Source organism: Massilia sp. BSC265 (assembly GCF_000740675.1).
In the GTDB taxonomy this organism is placed as follows: Bacteria; Pseudomonadota; Gammaproteobacteria; order Burkholderiales; family Burkholderiaceae_D; genus Telluria.
This window is the reverse complement of record NZ_JPXI01000037.1, coordinates 226,554-252,750: the sequence shown is the minus strand read 5'-3', so window position 1 is coordinate 252,750 and position 26,197 is coordinate 226,554. Positions and strand designations below refer to the sequence as shown.

21 protein-coding genes are annotated in these 26,197 nt (G+C 66.2%); 12 read left to right on the top strand and 9 right to left on the bottom strand.

The features are described 5' to 3' along the window. Positions 1 to 2: 2 nt before the first annotated feature. On the bottom strand, positions 3 to 644 hold the full coding sequence (locus tag MA09_RS17945; RefSeq protein WP_036251466.1) for a beta/gamma crystallin-related protein: 642 nt from the start codon (positions 642 to 644) through the stop codon (positions 3 to 5). A 237-nt stretch (positions 645 to 881) separates the two neighbouring features. Here MA09_RS17945 and MA09_RS17940 point away from each other — a divergent pair, with 237 nt between their 5' ends. The 4 genes from MA09_RS17940 (at position 882) to MA09_RS17925 (ending at position 6,588) form a co-directional block, all read left to right on the top strand. Then, the gene (locus tag MA09_RS17940; protein ID WP_229440774.1) at positions 882 to 2,522 is read left to right on the top strand and encodes a S41 family peptidase; all 1,641 of its coding nucleotides are present in this window, start codon (positions 882 to 884) and stop codon (positions 2,520 to 2,522) included. A gap of 281 nt (positions 2,523 to 2,803) precedes the next feature. Continuing rightward, complete coding sequence (locus tag MA09_RS17935) at positions 2,804 to 3,577, top strand: gamma-glutamyl-gamma-aminobutyrate hydrolase family protein (RefSeq protein WP_036251463.1); 774 nt, start codon at positions 2,804 to 2,806, stop codon at positions 3,575 to 3,577. 157 nt (positions 3,578 to 3,734) lie between these two features. Then, the gene (locus MA09_RS17930; RefSeq protein WP_036251461.1) at positions 3,735 to 5,105 is read left to right on the top strand and encodes a glutamine synthetase family protein; all 1,371 of its coding nucleotides are present in this window, start codon (positions 3,735 to 3,737) and stop codon (positions 5,103 to 5,105) included. Positions 5,106 to 5,133: 28 nt separating this feature from the next. After that, the gene (locus tag MA09_RS17925) at positions 5,134 to 6,588 is read left to right on the top strand and encodes an aspartate aminotransferase family protein (protein WP_036251458.1); all 1,455 of its coding nucleotides are present in this window, start codon (positions 5,134 to 5,136) and stop codon (positions 6,586 to 6,588) included. 75 nt (positions 6,589 to 6,663) lie between these two features. Here MA09_RS17925 and MA09_RS17920 read toward each other — a convergent pair whose 3' ends face one another. Further along, positions 6,664 to 8,124: a sodium:solute symporter family protein gene (locus MA09_RS17920; RefSeq protein WP_036251456.1), complete on the bottom strand. Its 1,461-nt coding sequence runs from the start codon at positions 8,122 to 8,124 to the stop codon at positions 6,664 to 6,666. Between the two features lie 191 nt (positions 8,125 to 8,315). Continuing rightward, a complete protein-coding gene (locus tag MA09_RS17915; protein WP_036251454.1) occupies positions 8,316 to 9,866 on the bottom strand; it encodes a catalase in 1,551 nt (516 codons plus the stop codon). Between the two features lie 153 nt (positions 9,867 to 10,019). Here MA09_RS17915 and MA09_RS17910 point away from each other — a divergent pair, with 153 nt between their 5' ends. Beyond that, positions 10,020 to 11,507 (top strand): aldehyde dehydrogenase, encoded by a 1,488-nt coding sequence (locus tag MA09_RS17910; RefSeq protein ID WP_036251451.1) that lies wholly within the window; start codon positions 10,020 to 10,022, stop codon positions 11,505 to 11,507. Here the strand turns inward: MA09_RS17910 and MA09_RS17905 are convergent. Further along, positions 11,504 to 11,893 carry a class I SAM-dependent methyltransferase gene (locus MA09_RS17905; protein ID WP_036251449.1) on the bottom strand — a complete coding sequence of 130 codons (390 nt, stop codon included), beginning with the start codon at positions 11,891 to 11,893 and terminating at the stop codon, positions 11,504 to 11,506. The two genes, MA09_RS17910 and MA09_RS17905, sit on opposite strands and share 4 nt — an antisense overlap. Positions 11,894 to 12,040: 147 nt before the next feature. Here MA09_RS17905 and MA09_RS23815 point away from each other — a divergent pair, with 147 nt between their 5' ends. The 4 genes from MA09_RS23815 to MA09_RS23810 are packed head-to-tail and all read left to right on the top strand — an operon-like array spanning position 12,041 to position 18,865. Then, positions 12,041 to 14,539: a PAS domain-containing protein gene (locus MA09_RS23815; RefSeq protein WP_051933565.1), complete on the top strand. Its 2,499-nt coding sequence runs from the start codon at positions 12,041 to 12,043 to the stop codon at positions 14,537 to 14,539. Positions 14,540 to 14,555: 16 nt separating this feature from the next. After that, a complete protein-coding gene (locus tag MA09_RS17895) occupies positions 14,556 to 15,044 on the top strand; it encodes a response regulator (RefSeq protein ID WP_229440773.1) in 489 nt (162 codons plus the stop codon). Positions 15,045 to 15,054: 10 nt separating this feature from the next. Next, positions 15,055 to 16,542, top strand: coding sequence for an ATP-binding protein (locus tag MA09_RS17890; protein ID WP_036251447.1), 1,488 nt, complete (start codon positions 15,055 to 15,057; stop codon positions 16,540 to 16,542). Then, the gene (locus MA09_RS23810) at positions 16,535 to 18,865 is read left to right on the top strand and encodes a hybrid sensor histidine kinase/response regulator (RefSeq protein WP_051933564.1); all 2,331 of its coding nucleotides are present in this window, start codon (positions 16,535 to 16,537) and stop codon (positions 18,863 to 18,865) included. The genes MA09_RS17890 and MA09_RS23810 overlap by 8 nt, the downstream gene beginning before the upstream one ends. 17 nt (positions 18,866 to 18,882) lie before the next feature. On the opposite strand, the gene MA09_RS17880 is transcribed toward MA09_RS23810, so the two are convergent. The 3 genes from MA09_RS17880 to MA09_RS17870 all read right to left on the bottom strand — a co-directional run bounded on the left by MA09_RS17880 (position 18,883) and on the right by MA09_RS17870 (position 22,436). Next, the gene (locus MA09_RS17880) at positions 18,883 to 19,632 is read right to left on the bottom strand and encodes a LytTR family DNA-binding domain-containing protein (RefSeq protein ID WP_036251445.1); all 750 of its coding nucleotides are present in this window, start codon (positions 19,630 to 19,632) and stop codon (positions 18,883 to 18,885) included. Between the two features lie 2 nt (positions 19,633 to 19,634). Continuing rightward, complete coding sequence (locus MA09_RS17875; RefSeq protein WP_036251442.1) at positions 19,635 to 20,678, bottom strand: sensor histidine kinase; 1,044 nt, start codon at positions 20,676 to 20,678, stop codon at positions 19,635 to 19,637. 150 nt (positions 20,679 to 20,828) lie between these two features. Beyond that, positions 20,829 to 22,436: a response regulator gene (locus MA09_RS17870; RefSeq protein ID WP_051933562.1), complete on the bottom strand. Its 1,608-nt coding sequence runs from the start codon at positions 22,434 to 22,436 to the stop codon at positions 20,829 to 20,831. 180 nt (positions 22,437 to 22,616) lie between these two features. On the opposite strand from MA09_RS17870, the gene MA09_RS17865 reads away from it, so the two are divergent. From MA09_RS17865 to MA09_RS25475, 3 genes are all read left to right on the top strand, one after another. Then, positions 22,617 to 23,393, top strand: coding sequence for a DeoR/GlpR family DNA-binding transcription regulator (locus MA09_RS17865; protein WP_036251441.1), 777 nt, complete (start codon positions 22,617 to 22,619; stop codon positions 23,391 to 23,393). Next, positions 23,390 to 24,535 carry an MFS transporter gene (locus MA09_RS17860; RefSeq protein WP_036251440.1) on the top strand — a complete coding sequence of 382 codons (1,146 nt, stop codon included), beginning with the start codon at positions 23,390 to 23,392 and terminating at the stop codon, positions 24,533 to 24,535. Before MA09_RS17865 ends, MA09_RS17860 begins: the two co-directional genes overlap by 4 nt. 101 nt (positions 24,536 to 24,636) lie before the next feature. Next, a complete protein-coding gene (locus tag MA09_RS25475) occupies positions 24,637 to 24,765 on the top strand; it encodes a hypothetical protein (RefSeq protein ID WP_267872583.1) in 129 nt (42 codons plus the stop codon). Here the strand turns inward: MA09_RS25475 and thpR are convergent, their stop codons facing one another. Both thpR and panB read right to left on the bottom strand, forming a co-directional pair. Further along, a complete protein-coding gene (thpR, locus tag MA09_RS17855) occupies positions 24,766 to 25,281 on the bottom strand; it encodes an RNA 2',3'-cyclic phosphodiesterase (protein ID WP_036251436.1) in 516 nt (171 codons plus the stop codon). It lies immediately after the preceding gene. Positions 25,282 to 25,291: 10 nt separating this feature from the next. Beyond that, positions 25,292 to 26,140, bottom strand: a complete 849-nt coding sequence (panB, locus tag MA09_RS17850; protein ID WP_036251434.1) for a 3-methyl-2-oxobutanoate hydroxymethyltransferase — start codon at positions 26,138 to 26,140, stop codon at positions 25,292 to 25,294. Between the last annotated feature and the right edge of the window lie 57 nt (positions 26,141 to 26,197).

The window sequence follows — 26,197 nt, the reverse complement described above, 5'->3', positions numbered from 1 at the left end:
TATCAGCGCACCCTTCGCACCGACGACGCCATGCCGTCCAGGCCTCGCAGGGATGGATAGCGGCCCGGTCCGTAGACGATACAGCGCCCGCGGTAATCGTCATGCTCGCAGACTTGCCATTCGCCTTCGCGTACGATCATCGAGCCCGCGCGGTCGTTGAAACTGCGTGAGCGCAGGGAGTGCACATCGCTTCCCAGCATGATGCCCTCGCCGCCGAAATGGCGGTCGGCGAACAGCTCGACCGGCGGCCCGCGCCGATCGTCGCCCCTGGGCCCGCGCCCTCCCCAAGCGCCATCGTCGTGGCGCCGCTCCCTGTCACGGTATCCACCGCGTCCGCGTCCGCGCTCCAATTCACGCACCGAGGAAGCCACGTCGTTGAAACCGTCGAACATCCGGTATTCGCCCGGCTCCAGCACGATGCAGCGGCCGCCGAAATCCTTGTGCTCGCAGATCTCCCAGCTGCCCGAATGGACGATGGCCGACGACGCGCGGTCGTTGAACCCGATCCCGTCCAGGTTCGTGATCGGACCACGCACCGTCAGCGGACGACCGCGGAAGTCCGCATCCGTAAACAGCGAGATCTCGCCGGCGGCGGCATGGTTCAGCGATGCCAGCAAGGCGAAAACGGCAAGCAGGGGTTTCATAGTTTCTCCATGAGATGCAGCGCGGGCGCGACGCGCACCCGGCTTTCCTTCCATAACGCAATGCGCCTGAAGACGGTGCACGCCGAGCTGTAACAGATTGCTACCGTATGCGGTGAAAAAACAGAAGGACAAGAGGCAGCGCAGTCTGCTCCGCGTTTTTTGCCGCCTGTCGCACGCGGCTTCAATCTCCGCGCCCCGCTTCGTACAATCGCCCCCATCCAATCAGAGGGGAGCTTCATGACACGCCACATCATCGCCGCCGCCTTGTTCGCGGCCTTCTCCGGCCCCTGCCTGGCCCAGGGCCCGGTCGACCTGCAGGAACAGGGACGCCAGGCCTACGAGGCCAAGGAGTATGCGCGCTCGGCCACGCTGTACCGGCAAGCCTGGGAGCGCGAGCGCAACGCGGGCCTGCTGTACGACGCCGCCTGTTCGCATGCGTTGGCGGGCGACGTCGAGAATGCGTTCCGCGCGCTGCGCGAGGCGATGGCCGGCGGCTGGATCAACGCGGCCCACGCCGACAAGGACCCGGACCTGGCCGCGCTGCGCAGCGACACGCGCTGGCAACCCTTGCTCGTGGCGATGGCGGAGAAGCAGGCGCGCGATGCAAGGCTGTTCGAGTCGACGGCGCTGGCCACGCCCTACCGCAAGAACATCAGCGAGGACGAGAAGCTGGCGGGCCTGTCGAAGTTCTGGTCCGAAGTGAAGTACAACTTCGTGTATGTCGAGAAGCTCAAGGAGCTTGACTGGGACAGGCTGTATCTCGAATACATCCCGAAGGTGCGCGCCACCAGCTCCACCGCCGAGTACTACCTCGTGCTGATGGAACTGTGCGCGAAGCTGCAGGACGGGCATACCAATGTCTATCCGGGCGCCGAGCTGCGCAGTGCAATGACGCGGCCCCTCCTGACCACGCACCTGGTCGAAGGCAGGGTACTGGTGCGCGAAGTGTTCGATCCGGCACTGAAGGCCGGCGGCGTCGCTCCCGGCACCGAGATCGTCGAGGTCGACGGCGAGCCGGTCAAGGCCTACGCGCAGCGCGAGATCGCACCCTACGTGAGCGCGTCCACGCCGCAGGACCTGGAGCGCCGCGTCTACGGCTACCAGTTCCTGATGGGTTCCAATAGCAAGACTCCGCGCGTCACCTTCCGCAATGCCGCCGGCAAGCCCTTCGTGCTGGAGGCGAAGCGCGTCGACTGGGAGACCTTCGGCAAGGCGGCAGCCGCCAAGGCGCCGTTCGAGCTGCGCAAGCTGCCGGGGAACGTGACCTACGTGGCACTGAACGGCTTCGGCGACCGCAAGGCCGCCGATGCCTTCCTGGCGGCGTTCGACCAGATCGCCACGAGCGCGGCGCTCATCATCGACGTGCGCAACAACGGCGGCGGCAATTCGAGCGAAGGCTACCGGGTGCTGGCCACGCTCACCGACAAGCCCTTCGCCACCGGCAAGTGGACGACGCGCCAGTACCTGCCGACCTACCGGGCATGGAAGCGTCCGATGCCGGATTTCGAAGGCAAGCCTGGCTCCTGGCAGCCCGACGGCAAGCGCTTCTACAAAGGCCCGGTGGCGGTACTGACATCCGGCGCCACCTACTCGGCGGCGGAAGACTTCATGGTGGCGTATGAAGGAATGAAGCGCGGACCGATCGTGGGCGAGGCGACCGGCGGCAGCACCGGCCAGCCGCTGTTCGTCAACCTGCCGGGCGGCGGCGTGGCGCGCATCTGCACCAAGGCCGACACCTATCCGGACGGGCGCGCCTGGGTCGGCCATGGCATCCAGCCGAGCATCAAGGCGGCGCCGACGGTGGCAGACCTGCGGCGCGGTCGCGATACCGTGCTGGAAGCGGCGCTGGCCGCACTGAAGCCTGCGCTGAAGAAGTAGGCATCCAGCCTAGATTTCCTTAGGCGAAATAAAATTTCATGGAAGCACGCTATATGAAATAGTATTTCGCCGCTCCCGCCTGCCTTACCGTGTTGGCATGCTTCCCCAGTTACCGTTAAGCTTTTGCTATGGGATTCACTCCCCAGGCAGATCAGCAGGAAGGAAGCATGCTCCGGCCGCGCCACATTGATCTGGCGCAGTTGATCTGAGTCATAGACCTTCGCGCCCGGACCGGAATAGTCGTATCATGGTCTCGTGCGCTTCACGACAAGGTAGAGACCATGCGCCCCATCGTCATCGTCCCCGCATGCACGCGTGATTTCGGCGAACATCCTTATCACGCAGCCCAGCACAAGTATGTCGACGCCGTCGTCCTCGGCGCCGATTGCGCCCCCATGATCCTGCCCTCGCTGGGCGCCTCGCTGGACCTGGAAACCATGCTGGCCCTGTGCGACGGCATCATGCTGACCGGCTCGGCCTCGAACGTCCACCCCAGCTACTATTCCGAGGAAGTGCTCGACCCTTCGCTGCCCCAGGACCCGGCGCGCGACCAGACCACGCTGCCCCTGATCCGCGAAGCGGTCAAGCGCGGCATCCCGATCATCGCGATCTGCCGCGGCTTCCAGGAGATGAACGTGGCGCTGGGGGGCAGCCTGCACCAGGCGGTCCAGAGCGTGGCCGGCAAGTTCGACCACCGCGAGAATCCCGAGCTCGGCATGGACGAGCAGTACGGCGACGCCCACAACGTCACGCTCACGCCCGGCGGCTGCCTCGAGCGCATGCTCGGCGTGCCGGAAATCCCCGTGAACTCGCTGCACGGGCAGGGCGTCAACGAACTGGCTCCCGGCCTCACAGTCGAAGCTGTAGCGGAGGACGGCCTGGTCGAAGCCTTCTCGGTCTCCACTTCTCCCGGCTTCACGCTGGCGGTGCAGTGGCACCCCGAGTGGCGCATCCAGCACAACCCGTATTCGATGAAGATGTTCGGCGCCTTCGGCAAGGCCTGCCGCGAATACCAGGAACAAAAACAGCGGTACCAGCAACGGAGCAACGCATGACCGATTTTGCCTTGGGGGCGGCCTTTTACCGGCTCACCAGCGCCGTCCCATAGCTTCCCTGCCTGATGCATGCAGCGCACCGGCTGCAGGCCGCCGTGCGCACCGTATTCGACATCCGCATTCGAGGCACGCAACTGAAGCAGACAGTGAGGCAATCATGGCAATCCGCGACAATTTTTCTTACACCGACATGGAGGAGTGGCTCAACGCGAAACGGGTCACCGAAATCGAATGCCTGGTCCCCGACCTGACCGGCGTCGCCCGTGGAAAAATCCTCCCCCGCGTGAAGTTCACCGACGACCGCGGCATGCGCATCCCCGAGGTGGTGCTGGGCATGACCGTCACCGGCAATACCCCCGAGCGCGACGAGTCCTACAACCGCGCCATTTCCGCCACCGACCGCGACATGATCCTGAAGGCCGACCCGACCACCATCACCATGGTGCCGTGGGCGGTCGATCCGACCGCCCAGGTCATTCACGACTGCTACTTCGCCGACGGCAAGCTGGTCGATTACGCGCCCCGCAGCGTGCTGCGCCGTGTGCTCAAGCTCTACGCCGAGCGCGGCTGGAAGCCGGTGGTGGCGCCCGAGCTCGAGTTCTACCTCACCGCCAAGAACATCGACCCGAACCTGCCGCTCACGTCACCGGTGGGCCGCAGCGGCCGTGCCGAGACCAGCCGCCAGGTCTACAGCATCGACGCCGTCAACGAATTCGACCCGCTGTTCGAGGACATCTACGACTACTGCGAGATGATGAACCTCGACGTCGACACGCTCATCCACGAGATCGGCGCCGGCCAGATGGAAATCAACTTCCTGCACGGCGACCCGCTCGGCCTGGCCGACAAGGTCTTCTACTTCAAGCGCACCCTGCGCGAGGCCGCCCTCAAGCACGAGATGTACGCCACCTTCATGGCCAAGCCGATGGCTGACGAGCCCGGCTCGGCGATGCACGTGCACCAGAGCGTCGTCGATGCCGAGACCGGCCGCAACATTTTCAGCAATCCCGACGGCACGCCGTCGCCAAGCTTCCGCCACTACATCGGCGGCCTGCAGCGCTACATGCCCTCGGCGATGGCCATCATCGCGCCCTACGTGAATTCCTACCGCCGCATCGTGCGCCACTCGGCCGCCCCGATCAACCTGCAATGGGGCATGGACAACCGCACCGTGGGCTTCCGCGTGCCGGTGTCCGGCGCACAGGACCGGCGCATCGAGAACCGCGTGATCGGCGCCGACGCCAATCCCTACCTTGCACTGGCCGTCACCCTGGCCTGCGGCTACCTCGGCATGCTCGACGCGATCGAGCCGAGCCGCATGGTGGAAGACAGCGCCTACGACATGCCGGTCGAGTTGCCGCAGGGCCTGTCCGAGGCCATCACCCTGCTGCGCCGCGAAGACCGATTGCGCGAAGCGCTGGGCGATCGCTTCATCGACGTGTATTCGGCGGTGAAGGACCTCGAGCACCAGGAATTCATGCGCGTCATCAGCCCGTGGGAGCGGGAGCACCTGCTGCTGCACGTCTGATCGGGCCACACGACAATGGGAGCCGATCATGACAACCAATACGCTGGTGGCTTCGGTGCGCGTCACCACGCCCGAAGCAAATGACACCTATGACACCCAGGAACTGCAGCGCCTCGACAGCGCGCACTTCCTGCACCCCTTCACCGACCACGCGGCGCTGAGGGAGCGCGGCGCCCGCGTCATCGTGCGCGCCGACGAGGTCTACCTGTGGGATTCCGAAGGCAAGAAGATCATCGACGGCATGGCCGGCCTGTGGTGCGTGAACGCCGGCTACGGCCGCGCCAGCATCGCCGACGCGGTGCACGCGCAGATGCTGCAGCTGCCCTTCTATAACAGCTTCTTCAACACCACCAACGTGCCGGCGGTGAAGCTGGCCGCGTTGCTGGCGCGCATCGCGCCACGCAATGGATCAAACCCGTTCCAGCACGTCTTCTTCACCGGCAGCGGCTCGGAAGCCAACGACACCATCGTGCGCATGGTGCGGCGCTACTGGCAGCTGGCCGGCAAGCCGGACCGCGACATCCTCATCAGCCGCCGCAACGCCTACCACGGCTCTACCCTCGCCGGGGCCTCGCTGGGCGGCATGGCCGGCATGCACGCGCAGGGCGGACTGCCGATACCCGGCATCGTGCACATCGGCCAGCCCAACTATGCGGAACACGGCTGCGGCATGAGCGAAGCCGAATTCGGCCTGCGTGCTGCCGCCTGGCTGGAAGAGAAAATCCTCGAAGTAGGGCCGGAGCGGGTGGCGGCCTTCATCGGCGAGCCGGTGCAGGGCGCGGGCGGCGTCATCATTCCGCCCTCCACCTACTGGCCGGAGATCCAGCGCATTTGCAGCAAGTACGACATCCTCTTGGTGTCGGACGAAGTGATCTGCGGCTTCGGGCGCCTGGGCACCTGGTTCGGCTGCGAGCTGATGGGCTTCCAGCCCGACCTGATCGCGTTTGCCAAGGGCGTCACCTCGGGCTACGTGCCGCTGGGCGGCGTGCTGGTGGGCGGGCGCGTGGCGCATCTTCTCATCGAGAAGGGCGGCGACTTCAACCACGGCTTCACCTATTCCGGCCACCCATCGGCCTGCGCGGCGGCGCTCGAGAACCTGCGCATCATCGAGACCGAAGGCCTGGTGGAGCGGGTGGCGCTGGAGACGGGGCCGCACCTGAAGTCGCGTTTCGCGTCACTGGCGATGCATCCGCTGGTCGGGCATGGCGAGACCTGCGGCATGACGGCCGGGCTGAACCTGGTGCGGCGCAAGGGCGCCACCGTGCATGATTGCGAGCCCTTCCCGGCGGAGCACGCCATCGGGATGCTGTGCCGGAAGCACATGTTCGACAACGGCGTGATCATGCGCGCAGTCGGCGACCGCATGATCGTGGCGCCGCCGCTGTCGATCACCAAAGCGCAGATCGACGAGATGGTGGAGCGGATCGGGTATTGCCTGGATCTGACGCTGGAAGACGTCGTGGCGCGCGGATGGATGGGCTAACTGGCGGCGTACTGAAGACAAAGGGGAACAAGGCCACCGGCATTGTTCCCCCATGTTCGGAAGATCGGTGTGAACTCAGGCACTCGTCACAATGTGCTCCGTCGCGTCCCCGCCATTGCGGAACAACTGCGGCGCCAGCGAGCCGACGAACATGCCCACGAAAGCGGCCAGCAGGCCTGCCAGTTGCCCCGGGAAGTGCTCGCCCCAGGTGGTCACGCCTTCGAAGAACAGGATCCACACCACGATGCCCGCGCCGATCGAGAGGATCGCGCCCTGGGTGGTCGCGCGCTTCCAGTACAGGCCCATCACCAGCGGCACGAAGGCGCCCACCAGGGTCACCTGGTAAGCGCTCGATACCAGCTCGTAGATCGAGGTGCCTTCCATCGCGATCGCATAGGCCAGCACCAGGGCCGCGAAGATCACGATGGTGACGCGCATCGCCAGCAGGTTCTGCCTGTCGCTCATACCAGGACGCAGGTTCTTGAGGATGTTCTCCACGAAGCTGGTCGACGGCGCCAGCAGGGTCGCCGACGAGGTGCTCTTGATTGCCGACAGCAGCGCGCCGAAGAACAGGATCTGCATGATCAAGGGCATCTTGGTCATGATGAAGGTCGGCAGCAGGCGCTGGTAATCGTTCTGGGCGAGCTCCATCGCCGAGTTGCCCATCACGACCACGGCGGCGGCCACGATGAACATCGGCACGAAGGCGAACAGGATGTAGCTGGCGCCGCCGATCACGGCGCCGGTACGCGCGGTCGGCGCATCCTTGGCCGACATCACGCGCTGGAACACGTCCTGCTGCGGAATGGAGCCGAACATCATGGTGACGGCCGCGCCCACGAAGAAGGCGATGTCGGTGAAGGTCGGCTCCGGCAGCACGCGCCACAGGTCGGCCTGCTGCGCCATCGCCAGCACATTGTCCGCACCGCCGGCCAGGTCGGCAGCGAAGACCGCGATGATGGCCATGCCGACCACCAGCACGATCATCTGGACGAAGTCGGTGATCGCCACCGCCAGGAAGCCGCCCACCACCACGTAGATCAGCACTGCCAGGGTACCGATGACCATACCGGTGGCCGGCGCCATCGCCCCGCCCGTCAGCACCGTGAACACCAGGCCCAGCGCGGTGATCTGCGCCGCCACCCAGCCCAGATAGCTCAGGATGATCGCCACCGAGCAGAAGATCTCGATGCCCTTGCCGTAGCGCTGGCGGTAGTAGTCGCCGATCGTGAGAAGATTGAGTTTATAAAGCTTTTTGGCAAAGAACAGGCCGACCAGGATCAGGCACATGCCGGCGCCGAACGGGTCCTCGATGATGGCGTTCAGGCCGCCCTGCACGAACTTGGCCGGCACGCCCATCACGGTCTCGGCGCCGAACCAGGTGGCGAAGGTGGTAGTGATCACCATGATCAGGGGCAGGCTACGGCCGGCCACGGCGAAGTCGGCGGTATTCTTGATCCGCGTGCCCGCCCACATCCCGAGCCCCAGCGTGCCGAGCAGATAAAGCGCGACGAAAACGATCAAAGTGGTGTTCATGCGGTGGGCGCTCCGGGAGAAAAGTTATCGGGCGGAAAATCCGCGATTATAAAGGCAGAAGACAGCCACCGGATCAAGTTTGCTCGGATTTGTCGATGAATGTTGCTCCAATGAGAACAGGCAGAAAAAAGCCCGCCATGGCAGGAGCCAGGGCGGGCTTCGGCAGCTGCGGCGGACCGTGGCGGCGGCGCTTATTCCTTCAGCGTGGCGGCCAGTTTGGCAATGGCCTCGGCATCCGCGCCGACCGCCTTCGCCAGGCGCTGGCCATAGCCGGCGTCGGCCTTCCAGAAGTGCGACAGCATGGTGTGCAGGATGTCCTTGTCGGTGACGCGCTTGAGGTCGCCCGACAGGTTGGCGATCAGGTCATCCTGATCCTGCTTGCCCAGCGAGCGGTAGAACTCGCCCGCCTGACGGAAGTTCAGGGTCTTGGCGATGCCTTGCTGCTGGGTGGCGCCGGACAGCGGCAGGGCGCTGCTGCGGGCATGTGGGCTGGCCGGGAGCGGCGCCAGGCGGCTCGGCTCGTAGTTCACCGAACCCTTGCGGCCGCTGATGTTGCCGGCGCCATCCTGCTGGTGGTTCACGACCGGGACCAGTGGCTTGTTGATTGGCAGCGACTGGAAGTTCGCGCCCAGGCGGTGGTGCTGGGTGTCGATGTACGAGAACAGGCGGCCCTGCAGCAGGCGGTCTTCCGAAGCCTCGATCCCCGGCACCAGGTTACCCGGCGCCAGCGCAACCTGTTCGCTCGCCTCAAAGAAGTTGTCCGGCACACGGTCCAGCACCATGGTGCCGACCTTACGCTCGGGCACGCCGGTCCAGACCTTGGTCGGGTCGAGCGGGTCGAAATCGAACTTGCCCAAGTCTTCCGGCTTGATCAGTTGCACAGTCAGGTCCCATGCCGGGAACTGGCCCTTCCTGATCGCCTCATACAGATCGGCCGTGGCGTGGTTGGTGCTTTTCGCCTGCTGTGCGGCCACTTCCGCCGGGCGCAGGTTGCGCTCGCCCTGGCGCGACTTCCAGGCGAACTTGACATAGGTATAGCGGCCCTGGGCATTGACGAACTTCAGCGCGTGCACGCTGCTGCCGTTCATCTCGCGGTAATTGGCCGGGATGCCATAGTTGGAATAGACGCGGGTCAGCATGTGCGTCGATTCGGGAATGTGCGAGAAGAAGTCGAAGGCGCGCTGCGGGTCACCGGTGTTGGTGACCGGGTCCGGCTTGAGTGAGTGCACCATGTCAGGGAATTTCATTGCATCACGGATGAAGAATACGGGCAGGTTGTTACCGACCAGGTCCCAGTTGCCTTCCTCGGTATAGAACTTGGTGGCGAAACCACGCGGGTCGCGGGCGGTCTCGGTAGAGCCGCTGCCACCGATCACGGTCGAGAAGCGTACGAACACCGGGGTGACCTTGCCCTTGGTGAACAGCTTGGCCTGGGTCAGCTCGCCCAGGTCTTCGGTGGCGGTAAAACTGCCATGAGCGCCAGCACCGCGCGCATGCACGACACGCTCGGGAATGCGCTCGCGGTCGAAGCGCTGGAGTTTCTGTACCAGGTGCACATCCTGCAGCAGGACCGGACCGTTCGGGCCGGCGGTTTGGCTGTGCTGGTTATCGCCTACCGGAGCGCCGTTGTCCTTGGTGAGCTGGGGAGTGGCGGAGGCGCCGTTGGCCATCGCCACCAGCCCGGTAGCGACGGTCAAGGCGCACAGTGCCATGCGGCCATAAGAGAGAGAAAGTTTGTTCATAGATTTTATCTATCAAATTGCTGTTTATTGAAGTTGTATACTATGGCTCATCAATGTAATTTGAAAAATTAATTATTACTATCAAATTGATAGTGTTTTCCGCAAAGATTGTGCGCAGTACAATGAATTCGTCGATAACAAAGGGTGAACGACATGAGGGCATCTTCTTGGCATGAGCGCACTGCGGCGCTGCGCGCGAATGGACGGGCATTCATCGACGGCTGGCGGGTGGACGCGCGCTCCGGGCAACGCTTCGACTGCCTCTCTCCGGTCGACGGCCGCAAGCTGGCCGAAGTCGCCCGTTGCGACGCGCAGGATGTCGACGCCGCCGTCGCGGCAGCCCGCCGTGCCTTCGAAGACGGCCGCTGGTCGGGCATAGCGCCTGCAGATCGCAAGCGCGTGCTGATTCGCTTCGCCGACCTGATGCTGCAGCACAGGGACGAACTGGCTCTGCTGGAAACCCTCGACATGGGCAAGCCGATCCGCTACAGCCTGAGCGTGGACGTGCAACTGGCCCAGAACTGCATCCGTTGGTACGGCGAGGCGATCGACAAGATCTACGACCAGGTGGCGCCGACCGGCGCGGACAGCCTGGCCCTGGTCACGCGCGAGCCGGTCGGCGTGGTCGCGGCGATCATCCCCTGGAATTATCCGATGTTGATGGCGGCCTGGAAGATCGGCCCGGCGTTAGCAAGCGGTAACAGCCTGATCCTGAAACCATCCGAGAAGGCGCCCCTGAGCAGCCTACGCCTGGCCGAGCTGGCGCTGGAGGCGGGCGTGCCGCCCGGCGTGTTCAATGTGCTGCCCGGCTACGGCAACGAAGCCGGCAGCGCGCTCGGCCTGCACATGGACGTGGACTGCATCGCCTTCACCGGCTCGACCCGCACCGGCAAGCAGATCGTACAAATGGCGGGACAATCGAACCTGAAGCGCGCCTGGACGGAGCTGGGCGGCAAATCCGCCAACATCGTCTGCGCCGACTGCCCCGACCTGGACGCTGCGGTGGAAAGCGCGATCGGCTCCATTTACTTCAACCAGGGCGAGAGCTGCAATGCGCCTTCGCGCCTGTTCGTCGAGGCTTCGATCAAGGATGCATTTCTAGAAAAAGCGATGGTGCTGGTGCCGCGCTACGCGCCGGGCGACCCGCTGGATGAAGAGACGGCGATGGGCGCCATCGTCGACCCGGTCCAGATGAAGACGGTGCTCGGCTACATCGAGGACGGCAAGCGCGAGGGTGCGCGCCTGCTCGCGGGAGGGAATGCGGCACGGCAGGACAGCGGCGGCCTCTACGTCGAGCCGACGCTGTTCGATGGCGTCGATCCCGGGATGCGCATCGCGCGCGAGGAGATCTTCGGGCCAGTGCTGTCGGTCCTGTCCTTTACCGACCTCGATGAAGCGGTGCGTCAGGCGAACGCCACGCCCTACGGGCTGGCCGCAGCCGTGTGGACGGCGGACATGAGCAAGGCGATCCGTACGGCACGCGCCCTGCGTGTCGGCACGGTGCACGTCAACCAGTACGACAACGACGACATTACCGTGCCCTTTGGCGGTTATAAACAGTCGGGCAACGGGCGCGACAAGTCGCTGCATGCCTTCGACAAGTACACGGAACTGAAGACGACCTGGATCCAGGTCGGCTAGGACATCTTTTTTGGCTCGTCGTATTCGACAAAGAGCCTGCCGCCCGGTGCGAGCCAGCGCCGGGCCAGCGCGTGCGCTCGTTCCGGGTCTTCGATAAAGAGCCGTACACGCATCGCAAATACCTTGTCAAATTGCTCGCCTCCGAGATCGAGTGATTCGAGCGATCCCAGCATGAACCTGGCGACGCCTGCCTGCACGAACGCCGCATTCCGCGTGGCCGCGGCGGCGATCATCTTTTGCGAGCGGTCGATGGCCAGATAGCGTCCCCCATCCAGGTCGGCGCACACGAGTGTGGCAGCGACACCGTGCCCGCACCCGATCTCCAGTACCCGGTCGTTCGGCTGAATCTGCATCGTTTCGACGAACCGGCGAATACGGTCAGACATGGCGGGTCTCCATTCCAGGACGCAGGCGCGCAGAGCATTGTTTCTCGTATTAAAAGGAATAAGCTGGCGGGGGCTGCTCGTGTATCCTAGCCCAACCACGATCCGGCACCGCCCGTCCTGTTGCTGGGTAGGCATGCCAAGCATTCCATGAAGAAAATTACGCTGCGCGCACCGGTCACCATCGCCACCATCGTCAGCCTGCTGGTGCTCGGCGCCGCCCTGGCCGTGCTGGCACGCGGCATCCGCAACCAGTCCGACGCCTGGCAATGGGTGGTTCACACCCGCGAAGTCCTGGAGCACGTACAGGCCACCATCGCGCTGACCAGCGAGGCGGAGGCGGCGCAGCGCGGCTTCCTGCTGACCGGGAGCGACACCTTCGAGGCCGGCTACCGGCAGGCGCGCGACGCCGTGCTGCCCCAGGTGGCACAGCTGCGCACGCTGACCAGGGACAACCCGGGTCAGCAGAGGGCCCTGCAACCCTTCGAGGAAGCCCTCCGGATGCGTCTGGATTTGCTGGACCGTGTCGTACACGAAAAGCGCGCCGGTCAGGCACCCAGCATGGCGACGCTGGAATCGGGACGGATGCTCAAGCAGCGGATCCTGGCGCAGGCGCAGCTGATCCGCTCGGAAGAGCAGCGTCTGCTGCAGGAGCGGCAGCTGCGCGTCGAGGCAGGACGCCGCGAGCTGATCACCGCCTTCGCTACAACGGCGGGGGTGGCGGTATTCCTGGTGATCCTGTTGTGGGTCATTTCGTCGCGCGACGCCGCCCGCCTGCTGGCCGAGCGGGCGCGGCTCGATGCAACGCTGCGCAGTATCGGCGACGGCGTGATCGCTACCGACCCGGACGGCACCGTCGGCCTGATGAACCCGGTAGCGGAAGAGTTGACGGGGACCCCCGAGCCCCGCGGCGTCGGCATGCCGCTCGACCAGGTGCTGCGCCTGCGCGAGCGCAGCAGCGGCAGGCCGATGGCGCCGGAAGAAGCGATGGGCGACGGCGCTGACCAAGCCGTGCTGGCTTCAGGCGACGGGCACGAATACGCCATCGAACTGAGCGCCGCGCCGATCCATCCGCAAGGCGCCGAGGCCATGGGCACGGTCATGGTACTGCGCGACGTTACCGAGCGCAACGCGCGCGCACGTGCCCTGGCCGAGTCCGAAGCCAATTACCGCTACACGATCGAACTCAATCCGCAGATGCCCTGGAAGGCGGCGGCCGACGGCAGGATGGAGTATCTGTCGGACCGCTGGCTGGCGCTGACGGGACAGGCGCGCGATGCATTCACCGGCAGCGGCTGGGTGGAAGTCATCCATGCCGAAGACCGGCCGGGGGTAGCCCGGGTCTGGGCCGACTCGGTGGCAAGCGGCGCTCCCTACGATGTGGAGCATCGTGTCCATACTGCCGACGGCCAGGTACGCTGGGTGCGGGCGCGCGCCAATCCGCGCCGTGACGACACGGGCGCCATCGTGGCCTGGTACGGATTGACGGAAGATATCCATGCGCGCAAGGAATCCGAGCTGGCGCTGAACCGCAGGCTGGCCCAGATCGAGACCATCTACCGTGCCGTGCCGGTTGGACTGGGCCTGGTGGACGCCGACCTGCGCCTGGCCGAGCTCAATGATGCGTTGGCCGAAGTCAGCGGCACGCCCAAGCATGCCATGGTCGGAATGCGCCCGATGGACGTGTTGCCGGCACCCTTGAACGGGCAGGTCGGCGGCGTGCTCGAGCAGGTCGTGCAAACATGCCGCCAGGTCGCCGATGTCGAGTTCAGCATGCCGGCGTCCGGGGCCGCGCAGCAGCGCGACTGGCTGGCCAGCTTCTATCCCGTGGTCGACGGCAACCATCTGCAGGGCATCGTGGTGGCCCTGCTGGAAGTCACGCAGATCAAGACCGCCCAGCGCAAGCTGATCGAAGCCAACCAGCTGCTCGAGCAGCGCGTCGAGGAGCGTACCGCGCAGATCGCGGAAGCCAATGCTGAGCTGCGCGCCTTCGCGCACACGATCGCGCACGACCTGCGCGCGCCGCTGCGCAACGTCGAGGGCTTCGCCACTGCCCTGCTGGAAGACGAGGCCGAGCGCATGTCCGAGGACGGCAAGCTGTTCGTCGGCCGCATCGTGGCCGCCGTGGTGCGCATGGATCGCCTCATCACCGACCTGCTGGCCTACAGCCGTCTGTCGCGCGCCGAGCTGCGCCTGGAGCGCGTGGACCTGGGCACCGTCGTGAAGACCGTCCTGCGCGACCTGGAAGCCCAAATCGCGGAGAGCAGCGCCCAGCTCGACATCGCCTGGCCGCTGCCGGCGGTGCAGGGCAACGCAACCATCCTGGTCCAGGTCATCGCCAATCTGGTGTCGAACGCCATCAAGTTCGTCGACAAGGGCGTGGGGCCGCACATCACGATCTCCGGATCGCGCGACGGCCCGGTAGCGCGGCTCCTGATAGGCGATAATGGCATCGGGATCGCGCCGGAACACCGCGAACACGTGTTCGGGGTGTTCGAACGCCTCCACGGCCACGAGCGCTATCCAGGTACCGGCATCGGCCTGGCGATCGTGAAGAAGGGCCTCGAACGCATGGATGGGACGGTACGGATCCTCGACCGGGAGTGTGGCGGCAGCACCTTCGAGCTGACCATGCAGGCAGCCGATTGACGACAAGGAGCGACGGATGGAAAGCATGATCCATGGGGATGACGGGGCCGGCCTGCCGGTCATCCTGCTGGTGGAGGACAATCCGGACGACGTGCTGCTGGCGCGGCGCGCCATCAAGAAGGCCGCCCTGGCCGTGGCGCTGCAGGTCGTGGAAGATGGCGACGAAGCCGTGGCCTACCTCGACGGCAGCGGGCCGTTCGGCGACCGCGCGCGCCATCCGCTCCCGGAGCTGGTCCTGCTCGACCTGAAGCTGCCCAAGCGTTCGGGCCTGGAGGTATTGCGCTGGATACGCAGCCAGCCCGGGCTGGATACGACGCCCGTAGTGGTGCTGACCTCGTCGAGCGAGGACGAAGATATCCAGAAGGCGTACGCGCTGGGGGCGAACTCCTACTTGCAAAAGCCGGTGGCCTTCAACGGCCTGGTCCAGCTGCTCGGCATACTGGAACTGTACTGGTTCAAGAACAACCTGACCGTGCCACCGGCAGAGGCAGGTGCACGGCAATGAAACGCAAACGATGACACTGAACATACTGCTGCTCGACGATAATCCAGACGACCGCGCCCTGGCGCGGCGCGAGCTGGAACGCCACCTGCCCGGTTGCTCCATTGGCGAAGTGGGCGACCGTGCCGGCTGGGAGCGCGAACTCCAGTCCGGCCTGCGCGTCGACCTCGTCATCACTGACTTCCAGATGCGCTGGATTACCGGCCTGGACATCCTCAAGCAGGTCAAGGCCTTCGACGCGCAGATGCCGGTCATCATGTTCACCGCCACCGGCACCCAGGAAATCGCGGTCGAGGCGATGAAGCTCGGTCTCGACGACTACGTCATCAAGAGCCCGCGCCACTATGCGCGCCTGCCGGTGGCCGTGCGCACCTGCCTCGACCGCAAGGAAATCCGCGCGCGCGCGATTCGCTCCGAAACCCGGCTGGCCACCCTGCTGGAAAACATCCAGCTCGGCGTGTTCCGCATGTCGCTCGAGGGCAGGCTGGAGGAAGCCAACCGCGCCTTCTGGACCATGCTGGGCGGCGACCCTAGTGCTCCGGACTCGCTGCGTCATCCGCTGCTGGACCAGGTCACGAGCCGGCTGCCGCAGTTGCGAGCGGTATCCGATGCCGCCGAACTGCAGGCCGAGCTCGGCGCAAGCGACGAGGCCGGCCGCTTCTACGTCGTCAAGCTGGTGCGGGTCAAGGTCAACGGCCACGATGCCATCGACGGCATCGTCGAAGACGCTACCTCGCTGCGCCGGGCCGGGGCCGAGATCCACCGCCTCAACGCCGAGCTCGAACAGCGCATCATCGAGCGCACCCGGCAGCTGCAGGAGGCCAACGAGGCCCTCGAAACCTTCGGCTTCTCGGTCTCGCACGACCTGCGCGAGCCGCTGCGCACCATCCAGGGTTATGCGGCGGCGCTGCGCCAGGACCTGTCGGCGCGCGACTTCAGCAACTTCGAGCAGTACGTCGACCGCATCAATGCCATTGCCCGCCGCATCGACCTGATGGTGTCGGACCTGCTCGAGTTCGCACGGCTGTCGCGCGCCGAGATCAGTATCGACGTCCTGCCGCTGCGCGACGTGGTCCAGGATGCGCGCGCCGCCCTGCAGGGCGAACCGGCCTGCCTGGCGGCCGATATTCAGGTGGACATACCCGAGGAGTTGATGGTGCGGGCGCACCGGGCGGTGCTGGTGCAAGCCCTGGCCAACCTGCTCGGCAACGCCGTCAAGTTCGTGCGGCCCGACACCCACGCGGCCGTACAGATCGTGGCGCGGGCCCACGGGCGTGCCGTGCGCATCGAGGTGCAGGACAACGGCATCGGCATGGCCGACGAGGCGCGCCAGCGCGTGTTCAACGTGTTCGAACGCCTGCATGGCGAAGAAGCGTATCCGGGCACCGGCATCGGCCTGGCGATTGTCAAGAAAGGGGTGGAGCGCATGCAGGGAACGGTAGGCGTCGAGTCGGCGCCGGGAATCGGGTCGAATTTCTGGATCGAGCTGCCAAGTGCCTGACATCCTGTCCACCCACGGGCCGTTGCGGGTCCTGCTCATCGACGACAATCCCGACGACCGGGCCCTGGTCGAGCGCGAGCTCAGGCTGCGCATCGAACGGGTCGAGGTGCGCCACATCAGCGATGCCGCTGCGCTGGCCGAAGCGCTCGGTGCCGGCGGCTTCGACGTCGCGGTGACGGATTACCGGCTTCGCTGGACGGTCGGCACCGAGGTGCTGCGCGACATCAAGGGGCGCTACCCCTCGGCGCCGGTCATCATGTTCACCGGCAGCGGCAACGAGGAAGTCGCCGTCGATGCCATGAAAGAGGGGCTGGACGACTACATCACCAAGACGCCCAAGCATTACCCGCGCGTGCCCTTCGCCGTGCTCGCCTGCTTCGAGCGGGTCAACAACCGCGCCAGGCTGCAGGCATCGGTGGCGCGCGAATCGCTGGCCAAGGCCAGGCTCGAGGTCGCCCTGCAGTCGGCGGGCATGGCCACCTGGCAGCTCGACCTCGCAACGATGCAGTTGTCCTGCTCGATTGAAGCCGGGCCGATGTTCGGCCACCCGCCCGGCTTCGTGCATGCCAGCCCGGTGGAGGCGCTGGCGCAGGTGCATCCCGAAGACGCCGTCCGGCTGCAAGCCCTGTGGGACACGGTCCTGGACGGGACCAGCCGTGTGGCCGCCGAGTTCCGGGTGCTGGGCCCGGACGGGCAGGTACGCTGGATCGCCGGCAGCGCCAAGCTGCTGCAGCACGACGGCAGCCGGGAGCGCCTCGTCATCGGCACCTTGCGCGACGTGACGGCCGAGGTCCTAGCCAAGGAAGCGCAACGCAAGCAGCAGGAAGAGTTGCAGGCCATCCTCGATGTGCTGCCGGTCGGCATCGCCATCAGCCGCGATGCCGAAGCACGGCACATCAGCATCACGCCCTATTTTTCGGCACTGCTCGGCGTCGACCACGGTGTCGGGTACGAGCGGATCGACACCGAGGAACGCCCTTATCGCTACCTGCGCGCCGGCGAGCCCATCGAGCCGGACGACTGGCCGATGCGGGTAGCGGCGCGGCTCGGCAAGCCGGTGCGCGGCGAAGAGCTCGACGTGCAGTTCCCCGACGGCCGCTCGCTCACCATCCTGGTCAATGCGGCGCCGCTGTTCGACCCGCAGGGACGGGTGCGCGGGGCGGTTGCGGCCATCATGGACGTCAGCGCGCTCAAGAACGTCCAGCGCGAACTGGAAAAGGCGAACCGGCAAAAGAGCGAATTCCTGTCGGTGCTGGCGCACGAACTACGCAACCCGATGGCCGCGATCGGCTATTCGGTCGAGATGCTGCGCCATGTGGCCTCGCCTGCGACCATCGGCAAGGCACGCGACGTCATCACCCGCCAAACCCGCCACATGGGCCGCCTGCTCGACGACCTGCTCGACCTGAGCCGCATTACCCTCAACCGCATCGTGCTCGACACCCGGCCTGTCGACCTGCGCCGCACCATCGAACTGGCTTACGAAAGCACGCGCGCCCTGATCGAATCGCTCGGCCATGACATCCGCTTCGACCTGCCGGCGTCACCCATCATGGTGCTGGGCGACGAGGTCCGGCTGACCCAGGTCATCAGCAATATCCTGAACAACGCGGCCAAGTTCACGCCCGCGCACGGCGCCATCACGGTCCGCGCCGCCTGCGGGGAGGGGCGCGCCGTCGTCACCGTCAGCGACAACGGCGCCGGCATCGCGCCGGACCAGCTCGAATCGGTGTTCGAGATGTTCTCGCAGGGGCAGTCGAAGGTCAGCGGCGGCGCGGAAGGCCTCGGCATCGGCCTGGCGGTGGTGCGCAAGCTCGTCGACCTGCACGGCGGAACGGCGCAGGCCTCCAGCGAAGGCAGCGGGCGCGGCACCACGGTGCGCGTCGAACTGCCGTGCATGGACCCCGGCGCTGCAGAGGAGCAGGCTCCGGCGGGGGCGGTCCCGGCGGCCGGCACGCATGTGCGCCTGCTGGTGGCCGACGACAACATCGATGCCGCCGACCTGCTGGCGGATGTGCTGCGCCTGGAGGGGTATGCGGTCCAGGTGGCCTACGACGGCAGGGAGGCCATGCAGATGGCGGAGCAATGGCGGCCGGATGCGCTGGTGCTCGATATCGGCATGCCGCACGCCAACGGCATCGAGGTGGCGCGCTGGGTGCGGGCGCAGGACTGGGGCAGGAAGGTGGCACTGGTCGCGGTGACGGGCTGGGGTCAGCAGCAGGACCGCAGCGCCACGCTGGAGGCCGGATTCGACGACCATCTGGTCAAGCCGGTCAGCCCGCAGGACGTCACAGCGGCCGTCAGCCGGCACCTGGCCAGGTAGGCGCAGCCCGCGCCGCCTCAGATTGCCATGTCGCGCAGGATCTTCGAGGCGTCCCGGTTCGCCCCCAGCACCGTCCCGTCGCGCATGTGGATCTGCAGCTGCGACTGGTCGTCCGCCCGCATCGATTCCACGAAGTCGAGGTTGACCAGGGCCGAGCGGTGGATGCGTACGAAGCGCGCCGGGTCGAGCTGGGCTTCGAGCTCCGAGATGCCGATCCGGACCAGGAAGTTCTGGCCGCGCGCCGCGATCACCGTGTACTTGGAGTCGGCCTTCATGTATTCGATGTCGCCAGTCGCCAGCGGGAAGATGCGGCCGCGGTCGCGCACCAGGATGCGCTCCAGCCGGGCCGCGAGGGGGACATTGGCGCTTGCCTGTGCCAGTGCAAGGCCGAGCGATTCACGGCCATGCGCCGGGCCCTCCAGCAGCCGCTCCACGGCGGCGGCGAAGCGCGCTTTCGTGAACGGCTTCAGCAGGTAGTCCACCGCATTCAGTTCGAAGGCGGTCACCGCGTACTGGTCATAGGCCGTGGTGAACACGATCCTCGGCAGGTAGTCGAGCCGGCGCAGCACTTCCAGCCCGGTCATCTCGGGCATCTGGATGTCCATGAACACCACCTCGGGGCGCAGGTGCTCGATCTGGGTGAGGGCGCTGGCGCCATCCATCGCTTCGCCCACCAGGCGCAGCCCCGGATGGGCATAGATGGCGTCGCGCAGCAGGTCGCGCGCCAGCGGCTCGTCTTCGGCAAAGAAGGTGGTTTTCGTGCTCATGTTCATGACGCGTAGATCTCCTCGCGGACCGCGGGAATGGTCACCGACACGCAGAAGCCCTCATCCGGCGCGCTCTGCACGCACAGTGCGGCGCGGCTGCCGTAGTCCAGCTGCAGGCGCCGCTCGATGGTGCGCAGGCCCAGGCCGGACGAGGCGGCAATCGAGGCCGGGTCGGCGCCCGGGCCGGTGTCGCGTACCGTCATGGTGAGCGCGCCGGTACCGGGGTCGCGCCGCGTGCGGATCTGCAGCACGCCCGGCCGGCTGTGCGGATTGAAGGCGTGCTTGATGCTGTTCTCGACCAGCGGCTGCAGGGACAGGGCCGGCAGCGGATGGTCGCCCGCTTCCTCGTCGAGGTCCCATTCGACGTGCAGGCGCTCGCCCAGGCGCAGCTGTTCCAGCTCGAGGTAGTCGCGCACAAAATCGAGCTCCGCATCGAGCGTCACACGGTCGCTGCCGCTGCGCTCGGTGTCGAGCACGTAGCGCAGCATGTCCGAGAACTGGAACAGTGCGGTCTCGGCGGCCGCCGGGTTGCGTTGGGTGAGCGCGATGATCGAGTGCAGCGTGTTGAACAGGAAGTGCGGATTGAGCTTGTTGCGCAGCGCGCTCAGCTCCGAGGCGATCAGGAGGTTCTGCGCGTCTTTCATCGCCAGCGCCTGGCGGTGCGCGGCCTCGCCGGCGCGGATCATGTGGAAGATGCCCGCGCCCAGCAGGTAGGTCATGACGTGGTAGAGCAGCGGCCACACGTACCAGCTGACCGGCTTGGCGACACTGAACGCCATCCAGAAGGGCGTCTGCGACACGATCGAGAACGCGAAGGCTGCCACGATGTGGATGCCGATGATCCTGGGCAGGCGGTAGCCACGGCGCTCCATGGCGCCGGTCAGCGGCCAGGCCAGTGCCAGCAGCACCGCGGACGGAAGCAGGCTGGCCAGGGTCAGCACATAGCGGGTCGTATCGAGCTGGCCCGCGGCGAGATTGTCCAGCTGGTCGGCAAAGGAGATGAAAATCCCGTACGCCAGCCAGGCGGCGATGTAGATCCGCCACATGAGGCCAAGCCGGGTTGGGAGGAAAGGCGATGTTTTCATGTCGCTAGTCTCGCGCGGGAGCGGCCGCAGCGGGGCTCCCGTGTCACGAATTGCAGGATCCGCTGTCCGAACTGCAGATAGGCGACGCCGGCCGATGGCGTGCATCCCGCATCAAGGGCAGGGCAGGGTAATCGTCAGTCGCGTGCGGCCGTGGCCCGTGTCCATGCTGACGCTGCCGCCCTGCACCTCGGCCATCAGGCGGATCGAGTAGGTGCCCAGGCCGTTGCCGCCGATCTTGTCCGATGGCGCGTACTTCTCGAAGAAGCGCTCGCGCGCCGCCGGCGGCACCTCGCCGGCATTGTCGATCATGACGTGCAGGTTGCCGTAGCCCGGTGCGATGTTCACAGTGACACGGCCGCCCGGCGGCGAGGCTTCGATCGCGTTCTTCAGCACGTTGTTGAACAGCGAATAGCACAGCAAAGGCTCGCCCAGGCACATCACGTCGTCCAGCTTGTCGTAGCTGACCGTGACGTCGCTGCTGTCGAAGGTGAACTGGACCTGCTGGCAGACCCGCGCCAGCATCTCGCCCAGGTCGAACATCTGCATGATCGGCTGGTAGGTGCCCTGCTCCATCTTGTAGACGTCGAGGGTGCGGTTGATCATCTCGAGCGCGTTCTCGGCCGCGGTCTCGATCATGTGGGCCTGCTCGCGCTGGCTTGGCGTGAGCGGGCTGACGAGCAGGGCCTGGCTGCCGTGCAGCGCCACGGCGATCGGGCTCTTCAGGTCGTGGCGCGTGATGCGCTCGACGTCCTCGCGCAGGCGCGCATTCTCGATCAGGAGTTCGTTCTGGCGCTTGATGTCCTGCATGGCCGTGGCCAGCAGCAGGTGCGCCGACAGGCGCGCCTTCAGGATGGTCGGGTCGGCCGGCTTGGACACGTAGTCCACTGCGCCCAGGCGCAGGCCCGCCACCACGTCCTCGGTGCCGTCGCGCGCCGACAGGAAGATGATCGGGATGTGCGCCGTCTTTGGGTTGGCCTTGAGCTGGCGGCAGGTCTCGAAGCCGTCCATGACCGGCATCATGATGTCGAGCAGGATCAGGTCGATGTGGAAGGCATCCGCGATTTCGAGCGCCTTCTTGCCGCTGATCGCGACCTTGATCGCATATTCGTCCTTCAGCACGCCGGCCAGCACTTCGATGTTGGTCGGGATGTCGTCGACGATCAGCACCGTGGATTTCTTCACCCGCTCGCCGATCGGCGCATCCAGGCCGATAACGTTCGATTCGGGCAGCGCGGAGGCGGCCCGCGGCGTCGGCGCGGCCGGTGCAGGTGCTGCCGGCTTCGGCGCCGGGGCGGGGGCGGACAGGCCCTGGCGCGCGAACGGGCTCGGTGCAGACTCCAGCTGCACGCCCAGCATGCTCATGAACTTGCAGGCGAAGCTGTGTACCGTGAACGGCTTGATCATGTAGGCGTTCACGCCGGCCTGCAAGGCGGTGCGCACCGATTGCGGATTGGCCTCCGCAGTGAGCATCATGAACGGCGTGCCGGCGTAGCGGTGGTCGGTCCGCATCCACTTCAGCAGATCGATCCCGCTCATCACCGGCATGCCCCAGTCGCCGACGACGATGTCGATCTGCTGCTTGCGCATGAGGTCCTGCGCGGTCTTGCCGTTATCGGCCTGGAACACGTTCAGGAAGCCGAGTTCCGCCAGCACCTGGCGCACGTGGGTGCGGATCAGGAGATAGTCGTCGACGATGAGAATGGAGGCGGACTTGTCCATGATGTTTCTCTTACTAAAGTAAATGAAGTTTAACAACTTCTCGGCAGCCCGCATACGGCTGAAGAGGGAAGATGTTGTATGCACGACAGCAAAATCAGGCAGTAAATTCTCGTGTTTTTGCGTTTTTGTGCGTGTTTTTGCATGTTCGCGTAGAATCACGCGGATTCATCAGGAGCGAACATGCAGCTAGCAGAAGAACGACGGCAATCCATCCTCGAAGCGGTCGAGCGGGAAGGGAGGGTGCTGGCCGCCGAACTGGCCCAGCGCCTGGACACATCGGAAGACACCATCCGGCGCGACCTGCGCGACCTTGACGCCGCCGGCTTGCTGCGCCGCGTGCACGGCGGCGCCATGCGGCGCACGCGCGAAGCCAGCTTCGGCGAGCGTATCGAGCGCGACCTCGCGAGGAAGAGCACGTTGGCGCAAACGCTGCGCGAGTGCATCCGTCCCGGTGACACGGTGCTGATCGACGCCGGTTCCACCAACCTCGCGCTGGCGCGCCTGCTGGAAGACGGCCAAGCCGCGACCATCGTCACCAACAGCCCCCAATTGGCGCTGGCGCTGGGCGACTTCCGCCGCACCCGCATCGTGCTGCTGGGCGGGACCTACGTTGCCGCCGCCGGCGCGGTGCTGGGTGCCTGGACCCTGGCCGAGCTGCAGCAGCTGCGCGCAGACCTGTGCATCGTCGGCATCTGCGCGCTCGATCCCGAGCGCGGGCTGGCGGCTTCCGACGCCGAGGAAGCGACGATCAAGGCCGCGATGGTGGCCGGCAGTACCCGCAGGGCGGCCGCCGTCCTGAACGAACGGCTGGCGGACAGCGCGCCGTTTGCCTTCGCGCGGCTGGGCGAACTCGATTACCTCGTGCTCGAAGCGGACGCTCCTCCTGACACCATTGCCCGCCTGCGCCAGGCGCATCCAGGGCTCGATCTTCGCATTGCATCCAGGACCCGCACGTGAATCAGAATCCCTCTTCACTCTCCGCTGCACGCTGGTCGATCTCGACCGTCTTCCTGCTCAACGGCGCCGGCATCGGCCTGTGGGCCGCGCACGTGCCGGTGGTGCAGGCGCGCGCCGGCATCGACACGGCCACGCTCTCGATGGTCCTCTTGACCATCGCGGCCGGTGCGCTGCTGGCGATGCCGCTGATGGGCGGCTTCACCGCGCGCTGGGGCACGCGCCGCATGACCCTGCTGTCGGGCTTTGCCTTTGCCGCGCTGCTGGCGGTGATCATGGGCGTAAGCGACCTGCGCCTGCTGTTCCTGGCCGCCTTTGCATTCGGCATCAGCAACTGGGCGCTGGACGTGGCCATGAACGCCAATGCCAGCGAGGTCGAGACCGCGCGCGGCATCCCGACCATGTCGTCCTTCCACGGCTTTTTCAGTCTCGGCGGCCTGGTCGGCGCGGCGCTGGGCGGCGTGTTCATCAGCCAGGGCTGGGGCGACGGCCAGGGTGCTTTCGTGATGGGCATCGTCACCGCCGTCGGGCTGGCACTGGCTGCGCCGCGTGTGATGGCCTTCGCACCGACGCATGAAGCGGGCAGCCACTTTCAGCTGCCGCGCGGCGCTGCATTGAGCCTCGGCCTGCTGGCATTGCTGTGCTTCGCGGTGGAGGGCGCGCTGGTGGACTGGAGCGCGCTCCTGATGCAGGAACGCACCGGCGCCGTCCCGGCGCAAGCGGCGCTGGCCTATTCGGCCTTCTCGATCGCGATGGCGGCCTGCCGCTTTGCGGGCGACCGCATGATCCTGCGCTTCGGCGCGATGCGCGTGATGGTGCTGGGCGGGCTGGCGATGTTCGCCGGCCTGGCCACGGCGGTGCTGAGCACGCACTTCCTGCTGTCGGCCGCCGGCTTCGCCCTGATCGGCATCGGCGCGGCCAACGTGGTGCCGCTGCTGTTCGGCGCGGCCTCGCGCATCCCGGGCATGAGCGCTGGCGCGGGCGTGGCGGCGGTGGCGACCCTGGGCTATGGCGGCCTGCTGCTGGCGCCGCCGGTGCTGGGCTACATCGCCTCGCATGCGAGCGTCATGGTGGCGCTCGGGATGTTGTCGCTGTCCGGGCTGGTGATCGCGATGAGCGCCGGGATCATCAAGCGTCAGGCCTGAGCTCCCATTCGCATGTAGACTGTCACGACCTGCCGCATGAGGATCGACCAGAACGTGCTCAGGGTGACCGACATGCCAGCGTAAATAAGGGGAGGCCCAAGATGAGCGCAATGATTTGCTCCATCCTGCTCCTGGCCGTGATCGGCTGGGTCCTCCGCGTCAACGCCAACGATCGCAAGACCTTCGAGAAGGAGCTCGACGATGCGTCCGAGGACGATCCCGATGACTAATCAAGCGTAATCGCGCAGCATTGTATAGACGCCGTTCTTCGATTCCACCAGCGCATAGCCGCGCACATCCCACAGGACCGGCGGACCGTCCGTGGGAACGGTGGCGCCGGCGGCACGGCGCGCCATCGTCACGTGCGGACGGTAGCGGCGCGCTTCCGGTTGCAGGCCCAGGGCCACGAGCGCGTCCGACAGCCGCGTGTGCAGGGCCGCGAGGCCGGGCGGCGTCAGATCCGGTTCGAGCACGGCGATCCCGTTGTGCCACAGCGCGGCGCGCATGAGGTCGAGGCGGAAGGGCTCGAACGGGACCTTGAGGCCGTCCAGCAGCTCGGGCAGGCGGTCGCTCGGCAGGCCGCCGAGGAAGTGCAGGGTGACGTGCAGCTTGTCGGCATGGACGGGGGCGGCGCCCTTCGGCCAGACCCATGCGTCGCGCCACCCGGTCAGGAGATGGCGCAGCGCCGGATCGGGCCACAGGGCCAGGAACAGACGGGTGGTGGGAGGTTTCGCCTGTTCGTCCATGTTCTTCCTTTCAGAAGCAGTGTTCCGGCGCCGGGAAGCTGCCGTCCTTGACCGCGGCCACGTAGCTGCCCACGGCCGCATCGATGCTGGTCTGGCCTTCCATGAAGTTGCGCACGAAGCGTGCCTTGCGGCCTGGGAAGACGCCCAGCAGGTCGTGCATCACCAGCACCTGGCCGGAGCAGTCCGGGCCGGCGCCGATGCCGATGGTCGGGATCGACAGCAGTTCGGTGACTTCCTTGCCCAGCGCCGCGGGAATCGCTTCCAGCACCACCAGCGAGGCGCCGGCCGCCTGCAGCGCCAGGCCGTCGGCCTTGAGCTGCTCGGCCGCGGCGTCGGTCTTGCCCTGCACCTTGAAGCCGCCGAAGGCGTGCACGAACTGCGGCGTCAGGCCGATGTGGGCGCACACCGGAATGCCGCGCTCGACCAGGAAGCGCACGGTCTCGGCCAGCCAGGCGCCGCCTTCGATCTTGACCATCTGGGCGCCGGCGCGCATCAGCGTGACCGCGTTGTTGTAGGCCTCGACCGGGGTCGTGTAGCTGCCGAAGGGCATGTCGGCCAGCACCAGGGCCAGCTTGTTGCCGCGCGCGACAGAGGCCGTGTGATAGGCCACGTCCGCCACCGTCACCGGCAGGGTCGAATCGTACCCGGCGCAGACCATGCCCAGCGAGTCGCCGATCAGGAGCACGTCCACGCCGCAGCGGTCCATCAGCGAGGCGAAGCTGGCGTCGTAGGCGGTCAGCATCGCGATCTTCTCGCCGGCCGCGCGCATGGCCAGCAGCGCGGGCGCGGTGACGGCCTTGCGGACGGGTTTCGGGGCATCGTTGGCAGCCGGATCCTGACCCTGCAGGTAAGCGCTCATGGAAATCCTTATAAAACGGTCGTTCGGAAGCGCGTAGTGTAATGCGGCGGACGCAAA

Coding starts and splice junctions, on each gene's coding strand:
- MA09_RS17870 (WP_051933562.1), bottom strand. CDS start 22,436: ATGGACAAGTCCGCCTCCATTCTCATCGTCGACGACTATCTCCTGATC.
- thpR (WP_036251436.1), bottom strand. CDS start 25,281: ATGGACGAACAGGCGAAACCTCCCACCACCCGTCTGTTCCTGGCCCTG.
- MA09_RS17910 (WP_036251451.1), top strand. CDS start 10,020: ATGAGGGCATCTTCTTGGCATGAGCGCACTGCGGCGCTGCGCGCGAAT.
- MA09_RS17940 (WP_229440774.1), top strand. CDS start 882: ATGACACGCCACATCATCGCCGCCGCCTTGTTCGCGGCCTTCTCCGGC.
- MA09_RS25475 (WP_267872583.1), top strand. CDS start 24,637: ATGAGCGCAATGATTTGCTCCATCCTGCTCCTGGCCGTGATCGGCTGG.
- panB (WP_036251434.1), bottom strand. CDS start 26,140: ATGAGCGCTTACCTGCAGGGTCAGGATCCGGCTGCCAACGATGCCCCG.
- MA09_RS17920 (WP_036251456.1), bottom strand. CDS start 8,124: ATGAACACCACTTTGATCGTTTTCGTCGCGCTTTATCTGCTCGGCACG.
- MA09_RS17945 (WP_036251466.1), bottom strand. CDS start 644: ATGAAACCCCTGCTTGCCGTTTTCGCCTTGCTGGCATCGCTGAACCAT.
- MA09_RS17880 (WP_036251445.1), bottom strand. CDS start 19,632: ATGAGCACGAAAACCACCTTCTTTGCCGAAGACGAGCCGCTGGCGCGC.
- MA09_RS17865 (WP_036251441.1), top strand. CDS start 22,617: ATGCAGCTAGCAGAAGAACGACGGCAATCCATCCTCGAAGCGGTCGAG.
- MA09_RS17890 (WP_036251447.1), top strand. CDS start 15,055: ATGACACTGAACATACTGCTGCTCGACGATAATCCAGACGACCGCGCC.
- MA09_RS17915 (WP_036251454.1), bottom strand. CDS start 9,866: ATGAACAAACTTTCTCTCTCTTATGGCCGCATGGCACTGTGCGCCTTG.
- MA09_RS17875 (WP_036251442.1), bottom strand. CDS start 20,678: ATGTGGCGGATCTACATCGCCGCCTGGCTGGCGTACGGGATTTTCATC.
- MA09_RS17925 (WP_036251458.1), top strand. CDS start 5,134: ATGACAACCAATACGCTGGTGGCTTCGGTGCGCGTCACCACGCCCGAA.
- MA09_RS17935 (WP_036251463.1), top strand. CDS start 2,804: ATGCGCCCCATCGTCATCGTCCCCGCATGCACGCGTGATTTCGGCGAA.
- MA09_RS17905 (WP_036251449.1), bottom strand. CDS start 11,893: ATGTCTGACCGTATTCGCCGGTTCGTCGAAACGATGCAGATTCAGCCG.
- MA09_RS17930 (WP_036251461.1), top strand. CDS start 3,735: ATGGCAATCCGCGACAATTTTTCTTACACCGACATGGAGGAGTGGCTC.
- MA09_RS23815 (WP_051933565.1), top strand. CDS start 12,041: ATGAAGAAAATTACGCTGCGCGCACCGGTCACCATCGCCACCATCGTC.
- MA09_RS17895 (WP_229440773.1), top strand. CDS start 14,556: ATGGAAAGCATGATCCATGGGGATGACGGGGCCGGCCTGCCGGTCATC.